Origin of the sequence: Paenibacillus sp. FSL K6-4396 (genome assembly GCF_038002525.1) — a bacterium.
GTDB lineage: Bacteria > Bacillota > Bacilli > Paenibacillales > Paenibacillaceae > Paenibacillus > Paenibacillus amylolyticus_B.
The window spans coordinates 2815863-2842406 of record NZ_JBBOCR010000001.1 but is presented as its reverse complement, the minus strand read 5'-3'; the positions used below and the strand labels follow the sequence as shown (position 1 = coordinate 2842406).

20 protein-coding genes are annotated in these 26544 nt (G+C 44.8%); 7 read left to right on the top strand and 13 right to left on the bottom strand.

The annotated features are described in order from the left end of the window. Positions 1-137: 137 nt before the first annotated feature. From MHB85_RS12970 to MHB85_RS12955, 4 genes are all read left to right on the top strand, one after another. Positions 138-722, top strand: coding sequence for an AAA family ATPase (locus MHB85_RS12970; protein WP_341073039.1), 585 nt, complete (start codon positions 138-140; stop codon positions 720-722). Positions 723-1054: 332 nt separating this feature from the next. After that, a complete protein-coding gene (locus MHB85_RS12965; RefSeq protein WP_341073038.1) occupies positions 1055-3100 on the top strand; it encodes a serine hydrolase in 2046 nt (681 codons plus the stop codon). Between the two features lie 387 nt (positions 3101-3487). Further along, positions 3488-5569: a sensor histidine kinase gene (locus tag MHB85_RS12960; RefSeq protein WP_181155362.1), complete on the top strand. Its 2082-nt coding sequence runs from the start codon at positions 3488-3490 to the stop codon at positions 5567-5569. Then, a complete protein-coding gene (locus tag MHB85_RS12955; RefSeq protein ID WP_105598402.1) occupies positions 5566-6201 on the top strand; it encodes a response regulator in 636 nt (211 codons plus the stop codon). The genes MHB85_RS12960 and MHB85_RS12955 overlap by 4 nt, the downstream gene beginning before the upstream one ends. Positions 6202-6336: 135 nt before the next feature. On the opposite strand, the gene MHB85_RS12950 is transcribed toward MHB85_RS12955, so the two are convergent. From MHB85_RS12950 to MHB85_RS12900, 11 genes are all read right to left on the bottom strand, one after another. Continuing rightward, positions 6337-7302 (bottom strand): sugar phosphate isomerase/epimerase family protein, encoded by a 966-nt coding sequence (locus MHB85_RS12950; RefSeq protein WP_105598401.1) that lies wholly within the window; start codon positions 7300-7302, stop codon positions 6337-6339. Positions 7303-7357: 55 nt separating this feature from the next. Beyond that, positions 7358-9076, bottom strand: coding sequence for a hypothetical protein (locus tag MHB85_RS12945; RefSeq protein WP_341073037.1), 1719 nt, complete (start codon positions 9074-9076; stop codon positions 7358-7360). Between the two features lie 244 nt (positions 9077-9320). Then, positions 9321-10193, bottom strand: a complete 873-nt coding sequence (locus tag MHB85_RS12940; RefSeq protein ID WP_341073036.1) for a carbohydrate ABC transporter permease — start codon at positions 10191-10193, stop codon at positions 9321-9323. A gap of 38 nt (positions 10194-10231) precedes the next feature. Then, complete coding sequence (locus tag MHB85_RS12935; protein WP_017688833.1) at positions 10232-11134, bottom strand: ABC transporter permease; 903 nt, start codon at positions 11132-11134, stop codon at positions 10232-10234. A gap of 111 nt (positions 11135-11245) precedes the next feature. Then, positions 11246-12847 (bottom strand): extracellular solute-binding protein, encoded by a 1602-nt coding sequence (locus MHB85_RS12930; RefSeq protein ID WP_341073035.1) that lies wholly within the window; start codon positions 12845-12847, stop codon positions 11246-11248. Between the two features lie 395 nt (positions 12848-13242). After that, positions 13243-13653 carry a hypothetical protein gene (locus MHB85_RS12925; RefSeq protein ID WP_341073033.1) on the bottom strand — a complete coding sequence of 137 codons (411 nt, stop codon included), beginning with the start codon at positions 13651-13653 and terminating at the stop codon, positions 13243-13245. Between the two features lie 197 nt (positions 13654-13850). Continuing rightward, positions 13851-16094 (bottom strand): helix-turn-helix domain-containing protein, encoded by a 2244-nt coding sequence (locus MHB85_RS12920; RefSeq protein ID WP_341073031.1) that lies wholly within the window; start codon positions 16092-16094, stop codon positions 13851-13853. 21 nt (positions 16095-16115) lie between these two features. Next, on the bottom strand, positions 16116-17339 hold the full coding sequence (locus tag MHB85_RS12915) for an MFS transporter (protein WP_223199933.1): 1224 nt from the start codon (positions 17337-17339) through the stop codon (positions 16116-16118). A gap of 43 nt (positions 17340-17382) precedes the next feature. Continuing rightward, a complete protein-coding gene (locus MHB85_RS12910; protein ID WP_105598395.1) occupies positions 17383-18441 on the bottom strand; it encodes an ROK family protein in 1059 nt (352 codons plus the stop codon). 36 nt (positions 18442-18477) lie between these two features. Continuing rightward, positions 18478-19689, bottom strand: coding sequence for an ROK family transcriptional regulator (locus MHB85_RS12905; RefSeq protein ID WP_105598394.1), 1212 nt, complete (start codon positions 19687-19689; stop codon positions 18478-18480). A gap of 537 nt (positions 19690-20226) precedes the next feature. Then, positions 20227-21066, bottom strand: a complete 840-nt coding sequence (locus MHB85_RS12900; protein WP_062834072.1) for a YitT family protein — start codon at positions 21064-21066, stop codon at positions 20227-20229. Between the two features lie 374 nt (positions 21067-21440). Here MHB85_RS12900 and MHB85_RS12895 point away from each other — a divergent pair, with 374 nt between their 5' ends. From MHB85_RS12895 to MHB85_RS12885, 3 genes are all read left to right on the top strand, one after another. Further along, the gene (locus MHB85_RS12895) at positions 21441-22499 is read left to right on the top strand and encodes a fatty acid desaturase (RefSeq protein ID WP_091016855.1); all 1059 of its coding nucleotides are present in this window, start codon (positions 21441-21443) and stop codon (positions 22497-22499) included. 87 nt (positions 22500-22586) lie between these two features. Continuing rightward, on the top strand, positions 22587-23735 hold the full coding sequence (locus MHB85_RS12890; RefSeq protein WP_105598392.1) for a sensor histidine kinase: 1149 nt from the start codon (positions 22587-22589) through the stop codon (positions 23733-23735). Continuing rightward, positions 23732-24331 carry a response regulator transcription factor gene (locus tag MHB85_RS12885; RefSeq protein ID WP_036608692.1) on the top strand — a complete coding sequence of 200 codons (600 nt, stop codon included), beginning with the start codon at positions 23732-23734 and terminating at the stop codon, positions 24329-24331. Before MHB85_RS12890 ends, MHB85_RS12885 begins: the two co-directional genes overlap by 4 nt. 151 nt (positions 24332-24482) lie before the next feature. Here MHB85_RS12885 and MHB85_RS12880 read toward each other — a convergent pair whose 3' ends face one another. Together MHB85_RS12880 and MHB85_RS12875 are read right to left on the bottom strand one after the other, a co-directional pair. Further along, the gene (locus MHB85_RS12880; RefSeq protein ID WP_192132067.1) at positions 24483-25391 is read right to left on the bottom strand and encodes a hypothetical protein; all 909 of its coding nucleotides are present in this window, start codon (positions 25389-25391) and stop codon (positions 24483-24485) included. A 44-nt stretch (positions 25392-25435) separates the two neighbouring features. Beyond that, positions 25436-26176 (bottom strand): polysaccharide deacetylase family protein, encoded by a 741-nt coding sequence (locus MHB85_RS12875; RefSeq protein WP_192132065.1) that lies wholly within the window; start codon positions 26174-26176, stop codon positions 25436-25438. Positions 26177-26544 lie beyond the last annotated feature (368 nt).

Here is a 26544-nt window from a genome sequence, read left to right as displayed (position 1 = left end):
AGCCAACAAGCTACTTTATTTATGTTAAAATAAACAAGTCCTTTCATTCACGAACTTTAATGATGAATCTATATATTCGTGTATTTTTCAATTACATATCCTATTTTTTGAATCTAATTAAAGGAGGCATTACATTCATGAGCAAACTAATTTTTTTTCTCGGCGGGGCCGGAAGTGGCAAGACCACCCTTGCCAAAGCCCTTTCCCGTAAACATAAAGCGGCTTTCTTTGATATGGATATTCTGCTTCGTCCCGCGGCTGAGGCGATCATGACCCTTCAGGGACTTGATCCATCCGACCGAGATTCGCCTGAATACAAAAGGTTGTGCCGTGATCTTGGGTACCGCATTACGATGGACGCCGCTCTGGATAACGTTCAGTTGGGTATCGATACGATCGTTGTGGGGCCATTTACCAAAGAAATCGGTACCCCGGATTGGATTGCTCAGGAACTTGCACGAATTGGACATACCCTGGAAGATACGGATGTGCGTGTGGCCTATATTTATCTTGAGAATGAAGCGTTGTATCACAAACGGATCACAGCAAGACAATCTCCATTGGATGAATGGAAACTCGCAAACTGGGATGCCTTCACAGCTTCTCTCGTCCGTAAAGAAGTAGCCTGGCCGCTCCCTGCTTCATCCGTCGCTTATATTGACAATTCCAGTGATGATCCTGCGATTTCCTATGCCGAACTTGAACGACGGATGTACGAGTAGCTTTATAAAATTCACATCACAATTCCTTTGCACTAGTTCGCTTCACATGGAAAATAAAAAGACGAAACAAAAAGAGGTATTTGTTGAGACCCCCTTTGGGTTCATCATGACAAATACCTCTTTTTCATATATTCAAGATCATCTTTTCATATGTTCAAGATCATTCGCAACTCGCTATTCACCCTCTGCGATTGCGGGATCACGCAAAAAGGTTTGCGGAAGTCCTGCCATAATAAGTGCGTACTACGGAATCGCCATTACATTTGAACTGATAGATTATAGATGTACTTAAATGTAGATAGCCAACATATCTCAACTCAAAGGAGAATTTCATGAAATCTCACGTAGCAACATGTCCAACTCGACAAAAACAACAACAACACAGCTACAAATCGAATCCTAATTGGAAACGTGCCGTAGCCAACATCCTCCTGGTTGCATCTCTGAGTTACACCACAATAACCAGTGTATCGGCTGAAAGCAGTCTCCCTCTTCCTCAGGTAAGCCCTCAGGAAACTGAATCGCTCATCAATCAATTCTTCGCCCAACCTGAAGTGAAGTCTGCTCTGAAAGGTGCGGTAGTCACCGTTGTTCACGATCAACAGATTGTGTTGAATAAAGGATATGGTTATGCCAATGCGGAAAAACAAATCCCCGTCGATGCCGACTCCACCCTGTTCCGTGTAGCCTCCATCTCCAAAACGCTGACAGCAACCGCTATTATGCAATTGGCCGAGCAAGGTAACGTAAAGCTTGATCAGGATATCAGCGCATACACAGACGCTTTGCATCTGACCAACCATACCGGAACAACGTTAACATTGGAACATCTGATGACCCACACCAGCGGGTTTGATTTCACGGATGCAGTAGCTACAGACAGGGAGCTGGGAAGTTCTTATCCGCTTGAGCAATTCATCAAAGACCACCAACCGTCCGTTGTCCGCACGCCAGGAGAAGTTTTCCGTTACGACAACTACGGCTATGCACTCTTGGGCTACATTGTTCAGAAACAGTCCAAACTTCCGTTTGAGACTTATGTACAACAGCATATTTTCCAGCCACTCGGTATGTCGAATAGCCATTTTACACTAAGCAAAGACTCGCTCAGTAAACTCGCGACTCCTTATGGCGCTGAAGGGCAGGCATTACCGCAATATCCCAATGTACCGGATAGCTCACCTGAGGGTGGATTAATTACGACTGGACGGGATATGGCTCATTTTATGCTTGCGCAGCTCAATCAAGGTTCATACCAGGGTGCACGTATACTCGAACCGGCATCCGTCCAGGACATGCAAACGTTGGATGTCTCCATACACCCTGATATACCCGGCACAGGTTATGGATTCGAATCCACCTATTCGCACTATAATCATGGACGGAAAGTCGTGAGTAAAGCAGGCGATCTTGCAGGCTTCCACTCCAATCTATGGCTGTTGCCTAACGAGAAGACCGGACTATTTGTCGTCTCCAACAGTGATGGACCTGATCTGCGAGAAGCGCTTTTCCAAGCATTTATGGATCATTTTTATCCGAACAAAGAGACCCAAGATGTCAATTATATCGTACCCGAGTTTTCACTCCGTACCTACGAGGGACTATATCGGGATATTCGCTTGCCCGCATGGTTGTATGATATTTCAGCAACAGAGAAAGGGCTTCAGGTTATAGACGCTTATGGCACTCACAACTTAACACCCGTTAAGGACATGTTGTTCATGGATGAGGACGGTAAACTCGCTGGTTTCAAAAAAAATCAGTTAGGTGAAATCACGTATTTCTATTACAACAAGTCAGATAGCTGGTCCGAGAAATTGCCAGAAGCCAAGCCTTATGAAGATGTGCCAGAAGACCACCCCTATGCTCCGTACATCTATCGCTTAACACAGATTGGCCTGTATCCACAGGATCAATCCCAATTTGAACCAGAGAAGCCTGTAAGTCGTGGAGAATTTGTAACACAGGTCGTGGGTATAAGCGGGATGTCAATTTCGACTCAATCACCAAAATTTAAAGACACCCAGTTAAGCCCCTATGCCGCCTTCATTCAAACCGCCCTGGAACTGGGAATTGTGCAAGGTAACACCCGTGGATTGTTCCATCCTGACCAAGCCATCACAAGGCAAGAGGCCGCAGTGATTATTTCCAGAACGGCTCAACAACTACTTGGTGCACCTGCCGTAACTGCCAATCTTGCCGGTTCACAGGATCGTTGGGCTGAAGAAGGGGTCCAGTTTGTGGTTGCTCTAGGTCTCTACGGTCCGGAAGTATCCATATCCAGCAGCGGTGCTGTGGATTATAGATCAAAGCAGCCTATGCTTAGGCAGGAATCATCAATTTTGATGTACAAAATGTTAGGCACTCTGCTACATTAACATAGAGTGATGCTCGGCAAGCCATGTCATTGCTACATGGCTTGTTTTTCCACTTCATTTTACCAATGATGCATTTTATAAGAACGGATGATTACTCGCATGGGATTAAGAAATTCATTACATAGTGTCACCACATATAAATTTAGTTCTGTTTGGTTTGTCACGATGTTGTGCTTTATACTGACAGCCACGTATATACATATCTCTTCATTTTTAAATCCTTATATCGGTCTTTCGTTAACACCAAATGCCTCCAATTCTTGGGAAGTACATGATGTAGATCCTCAAGGTTTAGCATATACATCCGGGATTAGATCGGGTGACACCGTTATCTCGCTGGAACCCAAAAGAGAAGTCCGCTTACTCCATCAAAAAGGTGAATTCTTAGTGACTGAAGCCTATACCATTAGCGTTGAGAATTCTCGCGGTCAGGCATCCGAACATACCATGAAGCCTGGACCACGCGAATGGTTTAACATCGGATTCTCATCCATTTTGGAATTATTGCTATTGGTGACAGGAAGCTACGCCCTGTTTAACCAACCCGGTTCACGAGTGATGCGTCTGTTCTACCTGCTTAACCTGTCCATGGCCATATGTATACTGACGATATACACATCCCAGTTGCCTTTATCCAATTATATTCTGGCCTTTTGTGCAGCATGGTTACCTTACTGTCTAGCCGCTTTTTATGTGTCTTTTGCATTCCGTACCCGTCTGCATCGTTTTCGGTGGTTACTATTCATCAGCAGAGGTATTGCAGTTGCTTATTCTGCAGGCCTAGTATATTTATACATCAAGCAGTGGATGATGACCGATGTTCAGATCAATCAAGGCATTACCACCGTCAGTACTCCTGTTGCGCCGTCTGGTCCAACCAATCTGCTTAACTTTATTCTTTGCGCAACCCTTCTGATCTTAATCTGGATGACATGGGTTAATCGTAAAAGCTACAATCGCAAGGAGCAGAACCAGCTATTGCTCATGTTAACAGGAATTATTTTTAGCCTAATTCCCTTCATCATCTGTTTTGCTATTCCAACCCTGCTTCAAGGTGAACCATTATTGCCTGTAGAGTACACATTAATTGGATTTCTTCCTTTATCATGGATGTTCACTTATGTACTTGTACAACGGAGCATGCTTGACTTCAAACTGGTTATGCCAAGATTGATGATTCATGGACTATATGCTTTGATCGTATTTTTACTGTTTCTGGCTGCTTCGCACCTGCATTCGTTAATTCATATCAGCTTACTGTTTGTCTCGTTTTTGCTGATCACTTGGGTGTATCAGTACATGCTCACCCGCTCACGCAAGAAAAACAAACTTAATAAAGACTGGTTGGAACACCAGCAACTGCGGTTGACTGTGCGAATGGCTGAGCAGCAAAACATGCGGGACATGATTCACGTGTTTGCCGAGATGTTCCACAAGATGCTGGATATTGAAGGCGTCATTGTCATATGGATTGATGATAAGCACAGATATTCTCAGGAAGGTACAGGCGTTTTTTCTTCCATTCAGAATATCGATAACGAGGTGTTGGATATTGAAGTTTTACGACAGAAATATGACTTGGCACAGGTTTGGGAGCTTTCAGGTGAACCAACGACGGAGATGATAGGATTTCTAGGCATTGGTCACAAAGAAAATCGCACCTTTTTTTCAGCAGAAGAGCAGGAGATCATTGATAAAGGCAGGCTGGAAGCGATTCGAATGCTCATCAATGGCAAACTCTTATCTGATCTGCAGAAGCGATATGAATACCGTGTAGACCAGACAGATCTTCATGAACACCAGATACGCCGCCATCGGCAGTTCAATGATATTATGATGGAAGCCCAACAGGCAGAGCGTATGAAAACCTCTTATTTCCTGCATGACCAACTGCTACAAAACCTGATTTTCCTGTCTCGTGATTTGGAGGAATTACACGATACCGGAGAGACGCATAAGGATCAAACGGCTGTTTGGCTGGAGTGCCTGTATGCTTCCCAGAGAGATATACGCCAATTGTGTGATGATCTCTACCCTCATATTATGGATCGAAGTGATCTGGAGGAAGCGTTGCAATGGCTCATCCGTACACTTCAAATACAAAGTGGTCTCAGAATGGAACTAAACTATAACGCCCTCTCTGAAGAGTTAAAGCACGATCCTCTGAAATCCACCGTCTTTCGGACGATCCGTGAACTCATTATGAATGTGATGAAGCACGCACAGGCGTCGTTTTGCTTCATACAGGTACATACAAGGGATAATGACTTGATTCTCCAAGTAGAGGATAACGGCTTGGGGTTTAATGTTCATACCACATTTGCTACTGCAACAGGGCACTTCGGTTTGATATCCATACAAAGCAGCATTCAGCATCTCGGTGGAGAATTCACCTTACATTCCAGCCTTGGCAAAGGAACCTCAATCAACATTCTTTTGCCTTTAACCAAAGGAGCAACTGAACAATGAGCGAACCCATTACAGTCGTACTGCTTGATGATCACCCCCTGGTCATGGAAGGTCTCAACAATCGCTTAAACCGCGAACCCGGCATACAGGTATTGAAGACTTTCAGCGATCCATTACTTTTTTTATCCGAAGTAGAGGCGTTGCGACCAGATGTTGTCGTCATGGATATTCGCATGCCCCAACTTGATGGTTTTGAGGTTGTGAGAAGATTGAAAGATCAATACGGGTTATCCGTCAAAATTATATTGTTATCCGGGTACAACTATCACGAATTCCAGTTGAAGGCTTATGATCTGGGCGTCCATGCCTACTTGTCGAAACAAGCAACGTATGGACAGATTATTAACGCCATCCACCAAAGTATGTTGGGTCATGTGCTTGTTCCAGAGACCATGTTATCCTCTAATCTGGAGGAATCACTCACTGCAACAGAACGCGAAGTGCTTAACCGTATTGCACTGGAGATGACCAATAAGGAAATTGCACAGGATCTGGCGATCAGTCAACGTACAGTGGAGTATCATATCACCTCTATTACACAGAAATTTGGTGTGAAGTCCAGAATTGGTGCTGTAGTCAAAGGATATCAGGCAGGGATCCTCGGTGATGTAACACTCCCTGAGAAACGGTAAAAACATGTACCAGTTTAAAAGTACAACATAAGAGCGGCAGAACACCCTGTAATGCAACCTGAGGTTTGTTCTGAACCGCTCTATCTGTTGGTTTACTTTCCTATAAGGTGCATTCATGTTTGAAGCATGTGATCTTTATCCGCGCTGACGCGCCGCATGACGTTCAGCAATACGAGCCGTGATTATTCCATGACTTTCATCAATTTCTTCCGGTGTACAAGCGGCTTTCAGCTCATATACTTTCACCGGCGAACGATCAATAATATCCAAAAATGAATCAAAAAAGGTCATGTCTTTACTATGAATATATGGACACCAATGATCTGCCAACCCTACGGTTTCATGAATATGCACGCCAACCACGTGATCAATCAACGCGTTAGCTTCACGTACATTATCGTACAGTCCCATTCGATCCATCATCATGCCGTGACCAATATCGTACCAGAGACCAAGCGGCGCGCCCTTCATGCGTCCAATAATCGTTCCCGCTTCGTGCAAAGTCGGCATCTGATAACAGCGCGAACGGGTCTCAATACCGAAATTCACCCCGTATCCTCGCTGCTCAGACAAGTCACATACCTCTTCCAGACTCTCCTGAATCCGACTCAGGTAATGTGCGCTGCCATCTTCCCGTTTCTCCAACATCTCTTGCCATAAAGATTGATACGCCGGGGAGTCCGGCCCCTGATCGTGGTATATCTTTTTCAATGCTTCATCTATATTGTATTCAAACGGAACCTCACCCGGATGTACAACAACAGCCTTGGCGCCATAACGATGTGCGTACTCGGCTGAGCGAAGTAACAGTTCAATCGCTCGTTTACGGCGCGGCTCATCATCGAATCCGAGCAGGACGGAATCCGTCCCATAATCCGGATCAGGCACATGCGGGAATGTATTATGCACACTGGATACACCGATCTCGCCCCGTTCAATCATCGGTTCTATCGTCTGCAGCATCTCTTCCGTAACGTTATAATTCAATTCCACCTGTCTGAATCCAAGAGATTTGATCTCTTCAATCATGCCTTGTCCGGTCGTATGACGCTTGATGTTCCAACATGTTGAAAACGAGTATTCCTGCTTGTCCGTATACATGATTGTTCCTCCTGCCTCTCATTCTATCGCCTATTCATATTCCTTTGATCTCTATCTATTCATTCCTCTGTCCATTGTCTTCACGGAGAGTCAATTCAAATCTCATCTTGTTCGCAGTCCTTCCAGGCACATATCGATAGATGATCTCCGCGTGATTCGAGTACATTAATACGGATGGTTCAGGCGCTTCAGCCTTCACGGTACACGTAAGTCCAGGGAACTGCCATAAGGCTGGCGTAATATCCTGCTGACGAAGGGAAGGCCCTCTGATTTCAAAATAAACTTCGATTTCTTCCTCTGTATCCAATGCGACATCAATGGTTAACGAATCTGGCGTGAGATCCGCATCAAACGTCAATCCCCGCAGATGACTATTCCACCCCTCGCCTACCTCACGGCGGATCAAGCGAAGATAATAACGCTCCCCCGTCTCTATCTGCCAGTGGATCGTAGCTGGATGCATCTGTCCATTCGTATTCACACTTCCCGACATGGCCCCAATCATCCGATCCTCACCGATCCAAGCTTTGGCTGTACACAAATTCCGATTGGACGTTGGATCATTGCGCTCACACAGTTCCATGAACTGTTTCTGCACAAGCCGATCCGCTTGATGAGTCCTGAAATACGGCACGGCTTCTGCGGGCACATCGACCCCAAGGAGCGCAATCAGTGGATCATGACCTGACTCACAGTTGATTCCTGCCAGATATTCATACCCTTCACCAAGCAAAAGATAGATAAATACACCGATCGAACTATGCTCTCGCATCTCCATGTCGTACGCCCGAGAGAATGGGCCGGAGAGATTCTCCAGGTTGGCATTGTAATATAGCGCAATGTTATTCCACAGCCCGTGTTCGATCCGGTGTCCAATTTCAACTAAACGTTGGGTGAGTCCATACTTTCGATACATGCCAAGCACGGACAGATCCACCCCGTAATACGTTGTCGTATTGAATTCCGCGAATGTACCGTTGTATTGTTCAAACTCCATCATCAATCCCTCTGCCTGTTCATCCGAATGCTGAATCCATTCTGTTCGGTTCAAGCGATGGCCATAATAGTGGGTGATGAAAATATGCATCAACTCAATATTCGTGTTCATTGGAATTACGTCGGATAACCTCCGTTCTATTGACCCTTGAACAGCCAGTTCCATCGCATGGTCCATCCGTTTCATGAGTGTCTCCGGCATAAGTTCGGCGAATTCGGCAGTTACGACCACACAGACACAAGCGATAAACTCGCGCCAGTTGGGATCATAACTGATCCAGACCGGTGGCAGGACCTGATTCACTGCCGAATGAAACAGGCGTTTCAGTTGTTTGGAATCTGCCGTCTCTGTAAGCAGAGATCCATCTTCCTGTAATTTATGGATAAACTGCGCAGACACCTTCTCAAAGGTGCGTTCCAGGAAATAGGCCGTGCCTGGCGCAAAAGATTTCCAAGCATAGTGACCCGCTGGTGGATGCACATCATTTGGCCGGGTCGCGAAGGTTCCGTGATAGATTTCATCCGGAGCGTCATATTGAACATCGAGCACCTTGTGGAACACCCGTATCGCGCGTTCCACATCACCAGGCTCATCTCGAATCAACAACCCTAGCGCATAATGTGCGCTGGCTCGTGTGCTGTGCTGCGATGAATCCTCCTCTTCAAAACTGCGAAGCAGATCCAATTCCTTGTCATAGAAGCTATCCATCATCAACATGGACTGATTTACAAGGTACTGCTGCTCTTTTGACATCTTCTCTACCATTCTTTGTGTCATGTCATACGCCCTCCCGAGACTATAGGTGCGTGTTCAAAAAGATCAGTTTTCAGTACCAAGAAGATGGAATTAAGCTAGAAATGGAGTAGCGGAGCGTAGGACAACTACGTGAGCAACTACAATGTTTCTAAAGGAAACATACTTCGTAAGCCTCCCGCTTATTTCGGCTGAATTTCATATTCGATGCTGATGATGCCACTAGGCATCATTCGTAATCAAAAGTGAACTTTTTGAACAACCTCTATTAACCTTTTACAGCACCTACCATTACGCCACTTATAAAGTACCGCTGCAACCATGGATACACCAGAAGGATCGGTAACGTGGAGAATATAACGCTGGCTGCTTTCAGACTCTCAGGCAAGACTTGAACAGCACCAATACCTTCGTTCTGCATCAGTTCTGTAATCTGGTTTTGCTGAATCATCTGATACAATTTCAATTGCAAAGGGTATAGTTCAGGCTTCGTAATATACATGAGTGCATCCTGGAAACCATTCCAGCGTCCTACAGCGTAGAATAGGCTCAGTGTTGCCATAACCGGAAGAGAGAGTGGCAAAATAATGCGCATAAGTGTTCCGAAGTGACTGCTTCCATCAATGCCCGCTGCTTCTTCCAGACTTTCTGGAATACCTCGGAAGAAGGTAATGAGAATGATCATATAAAACGGACTAATCAATCCCGGCAGAATGAGTCCCCATGAGCTGTCGAGTAGATGCAGATTTTTGATCAGAATGTACTCGGGAATAATACCTCCACTGAAGAACATCGTCACCACAATAACAAGCATGAACCACTTGCGCCCCTTCAGGTTACTCTTCGCCAGTGGATATGCCGCTGCAATGGTCATCGCCATGCTTAGCAATGTACTCAGGACGGTCAGCCAAACGGTATAGATGAGAGAGCGAATCATCGATCCATCTGCAAATACTTTGGTATATGCCTCAAAGGATAACTCTTTGGGGAAAAAGGAAACTTCTCCTGAACCGATCGCCCGGTTCGAGCTGAGCGAGATCGCAATAATATGAATGAATGGTGCAAGACACAGCACCATCGTAATGATAATAAGAATGACGTTTACCGTGTTGAATATTCGATTCGCCGTGTTTTCAGACATCCCACTCACTCCTTACAGATCATATGTGATTCAATCCACTACATAATGCTCTCATCGGTTAATTTCTTGGACGTATAGTTTGCTCCGAGTATGAAGACAAGTCCAACTAAAGCCTGGAACAAACCTACAGCTGTTGCGAGCGTAACCTGACCAGATTGTAAACCGACACGATAGACAAACGTGCTGAGCACATCCGAGTATTCACGTACAGCCACGTTACCGATAATAAACGGTCGGTCAAAGCCGATAGAGATCATGTTGCCGACATTGATGATCAATAAGGTAACAATCGTTGTTTTGATGCCTGGCAAGGAGATGTGCCAGATTCTGCGTAACCGACTTGCTCCATCCACTTCTGCGGCTTCGTAGAGTTCCCGGTTAATGCCCGTGAGGGATGCCAGATACAGAATCGTACCCCAGCCTGCACTCTGCCACACGCCTACCGCAAGATACGTAAAGAGCCAATAGTTTTTGTCTGAAAGGAATGGCAATGGATCAAATCCCATGCTCATCAAGATATTGTTGATGAAACCGGACTGCGTACCGAATACCTGAAGTACGATCCCTCCAATTATGACCCACGAAATAAAGTGAGGAATGTACAGTAAAGTCTGTGCCAACTTTTTGAACCAGGCCTTCTTCAGCTCAAACAATAAGATGGCTAATATAAGTGGTGCCGGGAAGGAGACCAGTAGATCCAGCATGTTAAGCACTAACGTGTTGCGTAATGCCGTGTAGAATCCCTGGTTTTGAAACACTTCTCTGAATGCATCCAAGCCAATCCACTCACTACCGGCGATCCCTTGAAAGAAGTTAAAGTCCTTGAACGCAATCTGCACGCCATACATTGGCCCATACTTAAAAATAATGAAGTAGATCATGGGCAGTAGGAGCAGCGCATATAGTTGCCAGTTTCTGCGGAAATAGATGCTTGTTTTCATAAACCTTCCCCCCATGTCATTCAGGATTCTTCATCAAGGCGATGTTGCCATCGCCCTAATGAAATCCCTGTTCTTTGTTGTCATACACATTGGATGTGATCTCTACTCTACTTATTTCATCGCTTTGTAAGCTTCTGTACGTTCATCGAGGATTGCTTGGCCACCGCTCGCCATGTAGTCCTTCATCATGCTGTCATACGTGGCTTCAAAATCAGCGGGTTTGGAAATGGTTGTTTTCACGAAAAATTCCATGAACTTGTCTTTCAGGCCGTTACCGTAACGCGCTTCTGCATCAATCGGTTTGGAGAAGCGTACCGGTTGAATGGTGTCCGTGTTGGAAATGGCTACCGACTTGCGCATATCATCCCGATACTTCGACTCTACCTGAACGACATAGGCCTCTTCATTTTTCTTGTCATCCCCAACGTATTTACCGTTCACGATAATGGCAATGTCACCAGAATTATAGATACGGCCTGCAATTTCAGGAGAAGCATCATCTTTGATCAGTGGTACCCCATCCACAAGTTCGTAGTTCTCGTTTTCAACACCGAATTGCAGGTCGAACAGGTTGTTGCCTGAAGCCATCCAATCCAGATACTTCATCGCTGCTTCCGCATTTTTGCTCGATTTCGGAATCATGACATACATCGCATTGGGTGCATATGCCGGTTTGGCAAATTTGCCTTCGGAGTTTTTGAATGCATCAATTGGTGTGATCACTGCACCAGGTTGATTGGTTTGCAGGTTTTTGTACGTACCGGAGATATAAATCTCCCCGGCATCCTCGGTGTAGAATCCAACTTTGCCGTTAGATACATCTTCCCACAGCTTTTTCTTGTCTTTGTCGAGTCCAAAGTCCTTGCTCATTAATCCTTCATTATACAGTGTGTTCATATATTTCAGGGCTTCCTTGAAACCAGGCAACAACGTTGGATAGTCATTGGAACCCAGTTGTTGCGTTAATGTATATTTCTGTTCTTCCGTCAGCGGTTCAATGAATGACCAGATCAGTGGTTCATATTGAGCCGAGGCAATGGACATCCCCATCGGGATAAGTCCTGTGCCAACCTTACCCGGATCTTTTTCCTTAAAGGCCTTCAGTGTGGTATGCAGCTCCTCAGCTGTCTCAGGTGAAGGCAATCCGAGTGCGTCCAGCCAATCCTGACGAACATAAGATGCGTACTTGCCAAGTACAAGACGTTTACCTGGAACCGCAAACTGTTGACCATCGTATTGACCGTAGGCCAACGTTTCATCTCCGAGGAACTTCTTCAGGTTAGGACCACTTTGATTGATCAGATCCGTAAGTTCGGTCAGACCTCCTTGCTCTGCATACCGGTTGAATGTTCCCGAATCGTAGGTGAAGACAATATCAGGAACTTCAGAGCCACTCGCCATCAGAACGTTAAGTTTCTGTACTTCCTCCGAGCGTGGTACGGGAACAAACTGAACATCGATGTTGTTTGGATCACCAAACTTCTCTTGAATGAAGCGAGTCAGATAACTGTCCGAAATGGTGTAGCCCGCCGGAGTGTTTCCCCGATCGAAGATTTCCACTTTCAAAGTCGTTTTTTCCCCCGAACCCGACTCTCCTGATGAAGATGTTGATTCGCTTCCTGATGAACATGCAGATAATAATAGAGTGAATGCTGTTACCACTGCGAGGATTGAACTTGCCTTGCCTGCCTTACGTCTTTGAAATAATCTCATTTGACCTTTCCCCTTTCGCACACTCTCTGAATGGATTCACATGATTGCCACTCCACTTTGTTCATCCCATTTTGTTGCACCTGTGAATGTCACTAATCATTACATAAGATCTGATATTTAGACAATAAACTATTTTCAAAATGTGAAATTCACGTTTTTTAAGTTAAATACCGCGAAATATAAACATATTTCCTGACAATATACAATTTTCACACCTTATATGTTAACTATAATAACATATTGTGTTGTATTCATTTTGGTTTCTCATAGACAATCTGGAATCACCCAGCTTGCAATAATCTTTTTTCCATTAAATCTCTCTTCAAAAAATGAAAAAGAGACCACATCTTATGTGATCTCCTTGTTTAGCAACACGTGTAGAACGATTCGACGCACTAATTCCTTGGCGGAAGATTAAACTTCATTTGACCAAACAACGTATCGATGGCATTTCCCGCAAATTGATCGATAACATGTTCGTTGCTTGTGTCCGTATGTTCCAAAATCAATACATTATACTTCTCATCATAATGCATTCCGCCCAAAATAAATCGTACTGGAATTTTCTGAGCCGCCCCTGCCTTCGACATGGCCTGAAGAAGTTCGGATTCATGCCTTTGTTGACTTGTCGTATAGGTACCAACCGGTATAGTTATCGTATATGACGAGTCATCTACATGAAATGTAAATGTGTTGTTGTTTGCTGTAATGGTAACCCCTTTACTGATATCTACCGATCCCCACACTTGCTGTCCATATTTGTACACCATCTTCAACTCCTGCCCTATTAATCTATGAATTGTCATAATGCTAGTATAGGACATTCGTAAAATTCCTTAACATACAAACTACGATGGCTTAAGATTGTGGTCGAACATCCAAAAAATCTCCTGCAAAGGACGATAAGGTATGAACCTTATTCCCTCATACAGGAGATTTCATAGATATCTCTAAGATGATTGGATTTCACCCGCTAACGGGTGTTCTAACACGACCAATATCATTATTGATCCCCTTGTTTTCCACTCTGCTTGCGGTAGTCCCCTGGTGTCACGCCCATAATCCGTTTAAATACTCTGCCGAAGGAGATGGCATTGGCATAACCCACTTGCAGAGCAATATCCTGAACAGCCATATCGGATGCAGACAACAGACGACAGGCCTTTTCGACCCTCAGTTTCACCATAAAATCAACAAACTTCATCTCAAACTCTTCCTTAAACAGATAACTCGCATATTTGCCCGAGATCTGGAACCGATCACTCAGATGTTTCAGCGAAAGATCCGGATCATCAAAATGCTCTTCAATATAAATCCGCAGCTCGTTGATCATCGCGCGATGACTTTTCGTTTCATTTACAGATACATAATTGCGATAAACCTCTTTAAGCCATTCCTGCAAAATCTCTTGAATCCCCTCGAGTGTCTCCACCTGCTGGATATCACTACGAAGACGAGTCAGAATTTCCTCGGCAAATTGGCTTTGCAACCGCTCAGACAGCTCCCCGAATTCACGGGACAACATCTGGATTAACGCCTGCAGCAACATGCGAATATCGTGATCTGTAATCTGATCTTCACTGAACGCAACAAACATCTGATCCAGTTGCGTCCGCCAACCATCACCCGTAAGCCTGAATTCACGGACAAAGTCCGCGAGCATCTGCAGATACTTGTACGATTGCAGCTCAATACGATCCGGCAGTTGCTCACTGAGAACGATGGCATCTTTACCAAGGGTAAGTCTATGCTGCAAACCCGCATCTGCACTCGCATAGGACCGAGTAATCTCCTCCCAGCCCGATTCGGTTCGTCCAATCCCGAACGTAAACCGTAGGCGGAAGTGTTCCGCAATCCACATATGCATCTGCTTAGCCAGATCCATAAGCAATTCACGATCCAGTCCTTCCTGCTCATCCGATGCAATCACTACAATAAGCCTGCGGTTCCCAAACCATTCAGCCCAACCGCCGAACTGGGTCTCATTCTGCACAAGTTCTTCCACTACGTTCATGAGCGCAATCTTCAGAATATTCTGATTGGTCGAGAGATCGTCACCATTCATCTCCGCAATGAGGACAGCAACACTCTTCGGTTCCATGAATCGTTCCTCTAGCGGTTGCAGATGGCGAAGTCGCTGACGGAACGAATCCATCCGCTCCCCTTCCATCAGATCAACAAGCAACTGTCTGCGATGAATCAGCAAGTTTTCATGATGTTGTTTCTCATAGTCAACCGTTTGAGCAATCAAGTGTTCCAGCGCACGATCGATGAGTGCCAGTTCATCTTTGACGGATGGAGCTGCTTCATCCTCCTCGGCACGTGGCTGTAACGCCTGAATTCGATTCATGATCAGCTGAATGGGGCGTGTATTTCTGCGAGTAATGTAGATTAGTCCAGCCACCGCACCAACAATTGTTAATAAACCAATACCGATCCACACATAAGAGACAAGGGATACCCATGAATACAGTTGTCCGGATTGAATACCACTCTCAAAGACCAGACCAAGTTTGTCCGCAGTCACACGATTAAGGATTTCGCCTGCTGAAGGGTCCATTTGATGCGCGGTATAGATCAGATTGTCACTCTTATCCCGAACCTGAAGAACAGATAACTTTTCATTCGTCATGTTATCAATCTGCCGTTCTACTGCATACATGCGGATGGTAATGACGAGCAGACCTTCCCCGCCCCACGGTAACGGAAGCCACTTATTCATGCTAATCACCTGTAAAGGTACGTCGAAGGAACGTTCCTTATAATCACGTGGCAGATTCCAACCGAGGTTCTCCCGATCTTTCAAGGCTTGCTCAATATAGGCACGATCTTCAAAATCTTCCAAACGCATCATGCCTCTCGGCGTAAGAATCTGGGAATCGGACATACGATAGAGATAAATGGATTGAATCATATCCTGCTGATCCAGCATACGTCCGAACCCACTTGCCGCATCATAGATGAACTGACTCGATAATTGTCCCTGTCCAGCTTCCAGAAAGCGACTATATGTTTTGTTTGCACCAATGTCTTCAAGTAACCGAAGTTCAATGTCGCTTAGCGAGCGCTCCAGTGTATCCACGATATAGCGGGTGGAGATCATGTCTGCTTTTTGTGTTTCGTTACGTGAGAGTTCGTTGACAATCAGGAAGGAGAGAAAGATTAGAATGGAAATCGTAAGCAGAAAAATAGGAAAATACGAATACATCAACTTGGTGTGCCAATTCCGCTTCAGATTTACTTTCATAGGCTCCAACTCCTTCCATCTCTATTCTAATGAGTATGCTCTTCTCTGTTCTTTGGCCTGCCTGCTGACGATATACAGAATCACTGATCCTAGTGCCGCACTGATCGTGCAAGCCAGATACATCAGTGATGGACCGCCGGAATCGAGTAAATATCCATTAAGCATATTACCTACAATTCCGCCCAGGCCAGCAAACACCATGTTAAATAAACTTTGTCCCGTGGCCTGCATTTCCCGCCCCGTAACCGAAGCCACATATTCGACTGCTGCGATATAGAAGAATCCGAAGGACAACCCATGCAGCACCTGAACGCCAATCATGACCTCAGGTGTCGGCCATAGCCATTGTATTCCCCAACGTAACATATACGCCCCAGCTGCAAGCAGCATCGTCCGTTCATGTCCCCATTTTCGGAGTATGAATGCCGCTGCCAACATGGATGGAACATTAGTAATTGACGCCAGCAACAGTGCTGTACCCGTCATGGTCACCGAACCACCAGCCATTTGAAATGAAATAACAAAAAAGGAGTTAAACGCAGTGAGCGTTTGGTTAACCAGGAAACAACCTGTTAGAAATAGAAGGAATGTCCGGTTTCGGAGCAATCTTGCCAAACCTACGGAGAAGGTTACCGAGGACGAGGATATGCTCGTCTGCCGGGGGAGTGTACTTGCCAGTATAGCGCTCAGAATGTTAAACAGGAGAAATGGCAGCCATAACATGTGAATGGAAAACTGGGAGAGATACATCCCTGCGGCAAATCCACCAACTCCCGTTCCTATGCTGCCGAAGAGTCGGATCATGCCATATGAGGTGTTCGCGGCTCTCGCGGCTGTAACCGCATAGGAGTCAGCCACGGGTATTTGAGTCACTTGGAATATAGTGCATAAAGTATAAATCAATATTAATATAAAGTACACTTGAATATTGTAGAAATACGCTAACGATGCAGGAACAAGCAGGCTTATCACCAGTACGAACCGTGTCTTTTTAAACTTATCTACCAGAATTCCCCATATAGGTTGAAGAATAATGGATACAAGTGTGCCAAACGCCATAATAAATCCGGTTTCTTTACTGGAAAACCCTTGTGTTACCAATATGGGATTAATGTACGGGTTAAACATCCCCCCGGCAAGCCCCATAAACAGATATAGGCCCTGCAATTGGAGTAAAACACGTTTTGCATCATTGGAATCGGCTTTTGTTTTCTCTGTGTAAGCCTTCATATGTCTACTTCTCATCCGGATCTCCATCCTTTAATTCTATAGTAGCTTGACCTATTCTCTATTGATATGTGTGCGCTAGACTCGACCTGATTGCAGCCAATGCCCCGATTGCTCCTGCTTTGTTCCCCAGTTCAGCTACAGCTAAAAGTGTAGGCAGAACGGTGTAACGTTGGAGGCGTGTGCGCACTTCATTTAGATAATAGGATGGGTTGGATGCAGCCACGCCACCACCGATCACTATAATGGAAGGATTGAGTAAAGCCGTAATATTCGCCAGACCTCTAGCCATATAACGCATGGGTAGTTCCAGAATCTCCAGGGCGGCAAGATCACCCGACTCGGCTGCTTTGAATACATGCCTGGCTTCAATCTGTTCCGCTTCCCCTCCTGCCAGACTCATGATCAGGGATAAGGAACTTCCCTTTCCAGCAGCAAAATAACGCCTCGCCTGTTCGGTAATTCCCGTACCTGAAGTCACTTGCTCAAATACGCCAAAGGAATCCGCATCCGCAACATAACCGGTATGAAGCCCTTCCTCACCTGCAATGAAATGCCCAATCTCACCTGCTGCTCCATTCTGGCCGCTATAGAGCTGTCCATTCAGGATAAGAGCAGATCCAATGCCTGTTCCAACCGTGACCATTACACAGTGTTGATGTCCCTGTGCTGCCCCTTGATCATACTCTCCCATTGCGGCCATATTCACATCATTATCCAACATGATATTCCCTCTGTAATACTTCGCAATAACAGGGCGAATATCTAGCTCAGGCCACTGAAAAGCCGGAGCATTTCGCAGTATTCCCTCCTCTTGCAGAATCACACCAGGGAATCCCAAACCTGCACCGTTAAGTTGATCCAGACTGCATCCAACTTCGCGGCAGAATGTTTCCAATTCAGCGAATAACCATCGGAAGAACTCATCCGGCTGATCACTGGCAAGCGTAGGCAAGATTCGTTCATGAACTTCATTTCCAGCCTTTTGTGATGACAAGAGCATTAATGTTTTGGTGCCTCCAATGTCAATACCTGCAATCCAGCCGGATGGATCACCTCCAACCGTACCATCCTGATTGGAATGATAATTATTACTTACGTTTTTCACGGATTCTGTCATACCTTTTCCCTCCTCACATGTTGTATATCCAATGTCTTAATCCATGGCTTCCTGCTGAAGGTTCAGCATCGTTTGTTGTATGGCTACCTGCACTGCACCAGTAACAACAGCTTGCTCACCAAGCTTGGAACAGATTAACTGTGGTTGCACCGGGAATTGCTCAGAGATGATCTGCCTCAGTAAAGGCAATAACACATCACCGTTCCCTCCTATACCTCCGCCAAGCACAATGAGATCTGGGGCAAGCACAACGCTAATCTGCCGCAGAGCGGAAGCAATCTTCTGGCTGTATTGTTGTAGAATGTCTAACGCCTCTACTTCTCCACTGCGTGCAGCTTCAAATAACTTCTCGGGAGTCAGGTGTCTGTGAAGATCATCTGCACCCGAATCAGCAACCTCCAATAATAGTTCATCATGCTGATCTTGATAATCTTTCGCCAGTTGCATCAGACCATCAGCGGACAGCACTTCCTCCAGACGCCGGCCATCGTCCACCAGCATCTCTGCGATCTCTCCAGTTAAGCCGCCTAAACCTCGAAGCAATTGGCCATGTACCATGATGCCAGCACCCGTCCCTGTACCGATGGAGAAAAAAACAAACAAGGGATATTCTGCTGCTGCACCACTCCGATACTCCCCAAGCGCCGCAAGATTCACATCATTTTCCAGAATCACTTCACAGGGAAAAGCTCCTGACAACGACTCTAGAGAGAAAGCTTCTTCCAGACCCGCTAAAGGGTCCACAATACGATGGATACGCCCTGATCCAGGCAGCACTACGCCTGGTATACCGAACCCGATGCACTGAATCTGATCCCAGTTCAGATGATTTTCATCAAGCAGTTCGTTCATATGGCTTCGAAGAAGCTCCGGCATCGTCGCTGTCGAATCTGTTCGCTCATGAGCTTCTTGGACAACCATGGGATGTGTCCGATAGGCGATGATCTCTCCATTCAGATCGGATAATGCAATCCGAATACGTGTTGCGCCGATATCTATGCCACAGACATAATAAGCCGTTTCATTGAAACGAATGAGCGTTGCTTTTCGACCCTGAGCGTTGTCAGCTGGCCCCATTTCCCTTACCAGATTACGGTTAATCAGATGTTCGACCGCCTGAGACACCGTTGGTTTACTAAGTCCTGTCTGACGGCTGATATCCGCTCTCGACATGGTTCCCTGAGTTATGAGGGCATCCATAATGAGATTTTCATTCAGATTGCGGATATACTGCGGTGTGCCAGCCATGTTATCGCCTCCTTTTATAGTTAGTTAGGTTTATTAACAAATTGATTAAATTCAATATATCATCGTGTTTGGTGGGTGTACAGCTTTTTGTCATTGCACTCTTTTAGTAGAAAGAACTACACCTCCATCTATAACACAAAAGCCTAATAAAGGGATTATTATACAATAATAGACGTTTATACATTTCCGAAACAGTGACACGCTCATAGAATACCTTATCACGATCAGGGAGGTTTTAATATGTATAGAAAACATCATAAGTGTCATCATCCAAGACCAAAGTGTTTTTACAAAAAAATTACGAAAACCTGTGTTACCAAAGTTAAATATGTCCCTACAAAGTGTAAAAAACATTGTCATGTCACTGTTGAATATTGTGAAGTCAAAAAAAGAAGACATTACTAATACTCTTTTGCCCTTCTCTTTGGAGAAGGGTTCTTTCTTATTGAACTAGATTAATACCGGATACCATTAACCTATCAAAAAAGTTGCGGTGATATTTCACCGCAACTCCTTTCTTCCTTATATACATATTCATCAAGTTTTGGAGAGTTCAATAAATCCTTCACCGAAAACATCACGCACATCATGAATGGTGATAAAAGCAATCTCATCTTCTGCTCGTACAATCTTCTTCAGCATAGAAACTTCCTGCTTGCTAATCACAATGTATAGAATTTCTTTCTTATTTTTTGTGTAATAGCCATGACCGGACAGGACGGTTACTCCGCGATCCATCTTCTCAATGACTTGCTTCGCGATTTCATCCTGTTTGGAAGAGATAATCATGACTGCTTTTTTCGGATTGAGCCCTTCAATAATGAACTCCATTGTTTTGGTTCCAACAAACAGCAAGACAATTGTACACATTAATCCTTGTGGTCCAATGATGAAATATGAGGAGAAAGCCACAATCAGATCAAAGAACAGAAGTCCATAACTGATATTCCAATCCAGATATTTGTTGGCAAGTCGGGCCAGGATCACTGTTCCCGCCGTTGTGCCTCCTACTCTAACAATCAAGCCAATACCCAGACCGGCAAATACTCCGGCAAAAATGGTATTGATCCAGAGTTCATCCGATGCAATCGTCCAACTCTCCGTCAGGTGCAGGAACAAAGAGTTGAATACCACCGCAATAATCGTATATACCGTAGTCGTTTTGTCAAGAAACCGATATCCCACAATTAACAAAATGCCGTTCAGGATCAAGTTCATCAGTCCAGGGGACCATTCAAACAGGTAATACAAAATAATCGTGATACCTGTGACGCCGCCTTCAGCCAAATCGTTCGGTATGACAAACAGGTTCACCGCCAGTGCAAACAGAAATGCACCTGCCATAATAAATAGGATATCCGTAATTCGTTTCTTCATTATGCATTCCATCCAATCCATCAGAATTCAACCTAATCGACCCGTCTCATAAGTTGTCATAATCACTCAAGGATAGATTTTACCATGCTCACAACAAAATTTGTATACATAATACAAATTGTTGCGTAATTTGTGCAAAGGAATTAGTAAAACCTGCTCTTCTGTCTGCTGCAGAGCTATTGAGTATCATACACCCATGACAAATGTCATGGTCCGTCATTGATATTCGTCATTACAGAAGGCTGACGTTTATGACTTACTGTCATGTTCGGATTGTTTTACAATGATAAAAACGCTTCCTACAGGAAAGTCTAGCGGGAAACGCCAAGTTGTAGCTGATTACAGTTATAACGATCGAAGGAGGACACAATTTTATGAACAGATCAAAAGAAATGGCCTTAAAAAAAGAAGTTACCCCTTACGAAAAAAATGATCTCAGACTAAGTATCCGCCAGTTAATCAATACATTGCTCCCGCTCTTCTTGTTATGGGCTGCAGCTTACTTTAGCTTATCGGTTTCCTACTGGCTGACCTTCCCGATTGCCTTGGTGGCATCCGGATTTGTACTGCGGACCTTTATTATTTTCCATGACTGCTGTCATGGTTCATTCTTCAAGAGCAAACGCGCCAATGATATTCTCGGTACCATTACTGGTGTATTGACAGTTACACCCTATCAGCAGTGGAAAAACGAGCATTCTATCCATCACGCAACAAGCAGTAATCTTGACAAACGTGGTGTAGGTGATATCTGGGTTATGACGGTCGACGAATACAAAGCAGCTTCTCCTTGGGGTCGTCTCTTCTATCGGATTTATCGTAACCCGTTTGTATTGTTTTGTATCGGACCCATTTACGTGTTCCTGTTGGCTTATCGTTTTAACCGCAAAGGTGCTAGACGTAAAGAACGTATCAATACACACCTGACTACCGTATTGATCGTAGTGCTCTATGCATTCATGTCCTGGTTAGTCGGATGGCAGGCTTTTGTAATGGTGCAGGCACCTATCTTCTTCTTCTCCGGTTTCTTTGGTATCTGGTTGTTCTACGTCCAACATCAGTTCGAAGAGACGTATTTTGAACATGAAGATGAGTGGAGTTATGTAAAAGCAGCTGTTGAAGGCAGTTCTTATTACAAATTGCCAAAATTATTGCAATGGATCAGTGGTAATATCGGGTTTCACCATGTGCATCACTTGAGCCCACGTGTACCTAACTATTTCTTGGAAGAAGCACATAACGCAACACCACCTTTGCAAAAAGCAACTACTATTACACTACGTTCCAGTTTGGTTGCCCTGCGCTTCCGTCTGTGGGATGAAGATTCTAAACAGTTTATTAGCTTCAGACAGCTCAAAAACTTGTCCCGCAAGCCGTATGTTCAACCGCCTATCCGAGTAACCAATCCAGCGGGTCTGACAGAGAAGCCTTAACTCTGTCGGATTCGTTTTCTTGTGTTCAAGCTATAGTCATGCTACAGTCATGCTAAAGTTGAGTACAAGTGCAAGGAGGAGAATTACATTCAAAAGTGGATGCAAAATTTTTATAAAAAGACAGGATTGAATCTTTATGTGTGGCTCGCCTTTTTCATCCTGCCCTTCTATTTCATTTCACAATATTCCAAATTATGGACGTTGGTAACTGGCATCATCATCATCCTCGTTTTCTTCGTCTGTTATCTGCTCGCCTTCATCACCAAGGGCTGGCAGGTGTACATGTGGATTGGACTACTTATTGCCATATCCATTACGATGACTATTGCCTATGATTATGCCTATTTCTCATTGTTTCTTGCTTTTTTTATTGGGAATATTAAAAATAAAGCCGGTTTCTTCACCCTCTATTCGGTGAACCTGGGAGCCAGTTTCGTAACCATTAATTACGGTTTCATTAATCAGAGTTCTCTGCTCGTGAGCCAACTCCCGTTTGTATTCATCAGTTTGATGGCCTCCATTCTGCTTCCCATCAGTACGTATAACAAAAACAAAACTGAACATTTGGAAGGCCAATTGGAGAATGCGAACAAGCGACTTGATGATCTCGTAAAAATGGAAGAACGCCAGCGTATCGCTCGTGACCTGCACGATACACTTGGACAGAAGCTCTCTCTGATCGGTCTGAAAACCGATTTGGCGAGACGGCTGCTCCGCAATAATCCCGATCAGGCCGAGATCGAATTGAACGACCTCAGACAAACGGCAAGTACAGCTCTGAAGGAAGTCCGGGAAATGGTCACCACCATGCGTGGTACACAATTGGTCGATGAACTGTTCCGGGCGGAGCAGATTCTGAAGGCCGCTTCGATTGAATTTGTGCTGGAAGGTAATCCGAAATTACAGGATACGTCACAATTAAATGAAAATGTGCTCGGTATGTGCTTGAAAGAAGCTGTCACGAATGTCGTCAAACACAGTCAGGCAACAACCTGTACTATCATCATCAAAGAAACACTAGCGGATAATGTATTAACCGTTCAAGATAACGGTGTTGGAATAGAACGAACTCGCAAACAGGATCGGCGCGGAACAGGAATTTTGGGCATGAAGGAACGACTTGAATTTGTGAACGGTTGTCTGGATATTCGCTCTGCGGCAGACATCCCGGGTACAGCGATCATTATTCATGTTCCGAAACTCGTTCGCAAACCGATAAAGGAGGCAGAATCATGATTAGAATTGTAATCGCGGAAGATCAGCGCATGATGCTCGGCGCCTTGTCCTCCCTCCTCAATCTGGAGGAAGATATGGAAGTTGTCGGACGTGCCAGCAACGGCCAGGAAGCCCTTGCCCTTGTCCAGGAGCTTGCACCAGACATCTGTCTGATGGATATAGAAATGCCCGTGAAAAGCGGCCTTGAAGCCGCAGAAGAACTCAAAGGAATGAGCTGTAAGGTCATTATCCTGACCACTTTTGCCCGGACCGGATATTTCGAACGTGCCCTGAAGGGCGGTGTCCGTGGTTACCTGCTCAAAGACAGTCCAATTGAAGAACTTGCCGAGTCGATCCGCCAAGTTATGAATGGCAGACGCATCTTCGCTCCCGACTTGGTAGATGAAGCTTATGTAGAAGAAAACCCCCTGACAGAACGGGAGAATGCCGTACTAGGCCTCATGGCAGATGGGAAAAACACCAAGGAAATCGCCGGGCATCTGTTCATCACAACGGGCACGGTGCGTAACTACATCTCCATTATTCTCAACAAGTTAAATGCCAGTAACCGCATTGAGGCCATCACTCGCTCCAAGGAAAAAGGGTGGTTCAAATGAAAGCACCGCTTTAACCCATTGAAACAAAAATAAGCATGTACCCCGGCTGCATAAGCTGCGATAACATGCTCAAAATAAAAAGCTTGGCCCAGCAATTTCTTCCTGGGCCAAGCTTTTTTTAGGTGTATCGTAACCATCCCACACTCAAGATTTATTTCACAGATACAACCAAACCAAGAGCTTCCAATGGCACTCGATCGGTCATTAGCTGATGAATTTGGTTACCGTCCTGCCATGAGATCGTTACATGAACAGACTGTCCACCACTTGGATATTCAACCTTGATATACCCTTTATCTTTGGGTACCGGCAAGGTATGTGACTCCAGGTACTCCACCATTTTCTTCGCTATGCCCGGATTATTCATTTCATCTTCGGATACCGAACGAATTTCCAGCGTCCATCTACCTTCTTGCCAAGTCAGATATTGACTGCCTGCGGCACCTTCACTCATACCTTTGATGCCATGTCCCAGATCCACAGCCATATCTGCTGGAATATCTTTCAGGTCCGTCTCAGGGAAAATTTCTGGCTGATTCGGGTCCTTATAGGTCTTCACTTCATAGGTAGCCAGTACAGGAATCTTACTGTCGGATGCCGTTAAAGATTGATCATTAATGGCAACAGACTGAGTGGTAGCATAGAAGTTCACCTTAAATGCATCAGCAGTATTTGACAGTATTGCTGCACTCAAAGATGTACCCTTGTCCAATGTGAATGAAGTGGGTAACGCCGCATCCTTCATCTTCAACTGGTTGCGAACTTGCTTGATCACATCATTCACACCTGATTGACCAGTGGCAACTTGGTTGTCATTTGTCTTGGATCCAGATGTGTCTTCATTATCTGTTGTGCCCGTATTCTCTTTGGTTCCTGTTTCATTTTCATTAGAGAAATCAGCACCACCACTGCCGGTCTCGGTCTGCTCACCGACTGTTGTCGTTGATGAAGAACTATTCTCTGATGATGCTGCATTTGAATCCGGTCCGCCACATCCTGCCAGAGCAAGTAAAACGGCTGTCGTTACTGGAATCGTGATCCATAATGGTTGTTTCTTCATGATGTGTACCTCCTTCGTTGTAGCCAAGCTAAAAATTAAAAAGATTAACGCTTGTCGTTCCAGAAGTTAACCGGCTGCACTTTTTTGCTTAATACTTCAAAACGATACCCTTCTGCCTTCAAAGTTTTTAACACTTGCGGTAATACTTTCAGCGTTGCTTCCTGGTCGTGCATAAGCACAACAGGTGTTGTTCCGCTCTTTTGCACATTGTGGATCTGTTTCATTACACTGTTATAGACTTTCTGGTGATCTTTCTTGTATTTCCAGTCTTCCGAGTCGACATTCCAATCCCATAGATGGAATCCACCTTGGCCCAGCAGTACATTACGGAATGCCGATTTGAGATAAGGTTTACTACCATATGGCGTCCGCACGAGACTTGTTTTAACTCCGGCAACCTTGTTCAGACTTGCATTGGCCTGTTGCATCTCTTTCAATCCGCTATATGTAGATTTATAGAATTTGCCTGGAACGTGAGTCACACCATGCAGACCCAATCCATGCCCGTCAGCTACGATTCGTTTGGTAGCCTTCTGAAATTGCTCCATTTGAGGTCCCAGCATGAAAAACGTTGCCTTCGCATGATATTGGTCCAGAATATCCAGTAACTGACCCGTATGAGCGGTTGGCCCATCATCAAACGTCAGGTATATAATCTTTGAATTTTGTTTGCTTGCACCATCCTTGGATGCAGCTGATTTGGCAGATACCGACTGCGGCAATAATAGTGGAATGATTAGTAAAATAGCAAGTGTGACCATGATAGATTTACGAATATGTAGCATAATTAAAAGTCTCCCTTGTGTGTTATATTTCCCCGGGTGTCCATGTTTTTCTACCTTCATCCCTTGGCGATTAATCCTAATACTATCAAAGATAGTGGCTCCTGTTCTCGCTCCAAAGGCTACGGTAGAGTTACACTTTTGTCAGATAAACCTAAAATTTAATACGAATTTGATAGATTTGCGCAAAATAAGATCCCGTCAGGATAGATCAAATGTGACATATCCTCTATTACCCACATTCAGAATTTTGATAGACCTTTACTCCAATTCAAGCAAATCAATACAATCATTAAATATCTATGCATGCAAAAAAACCTGCACAAGTGCAGGCTTCTTTGTCTTCAATCAGCATATGGCATCAAACCATC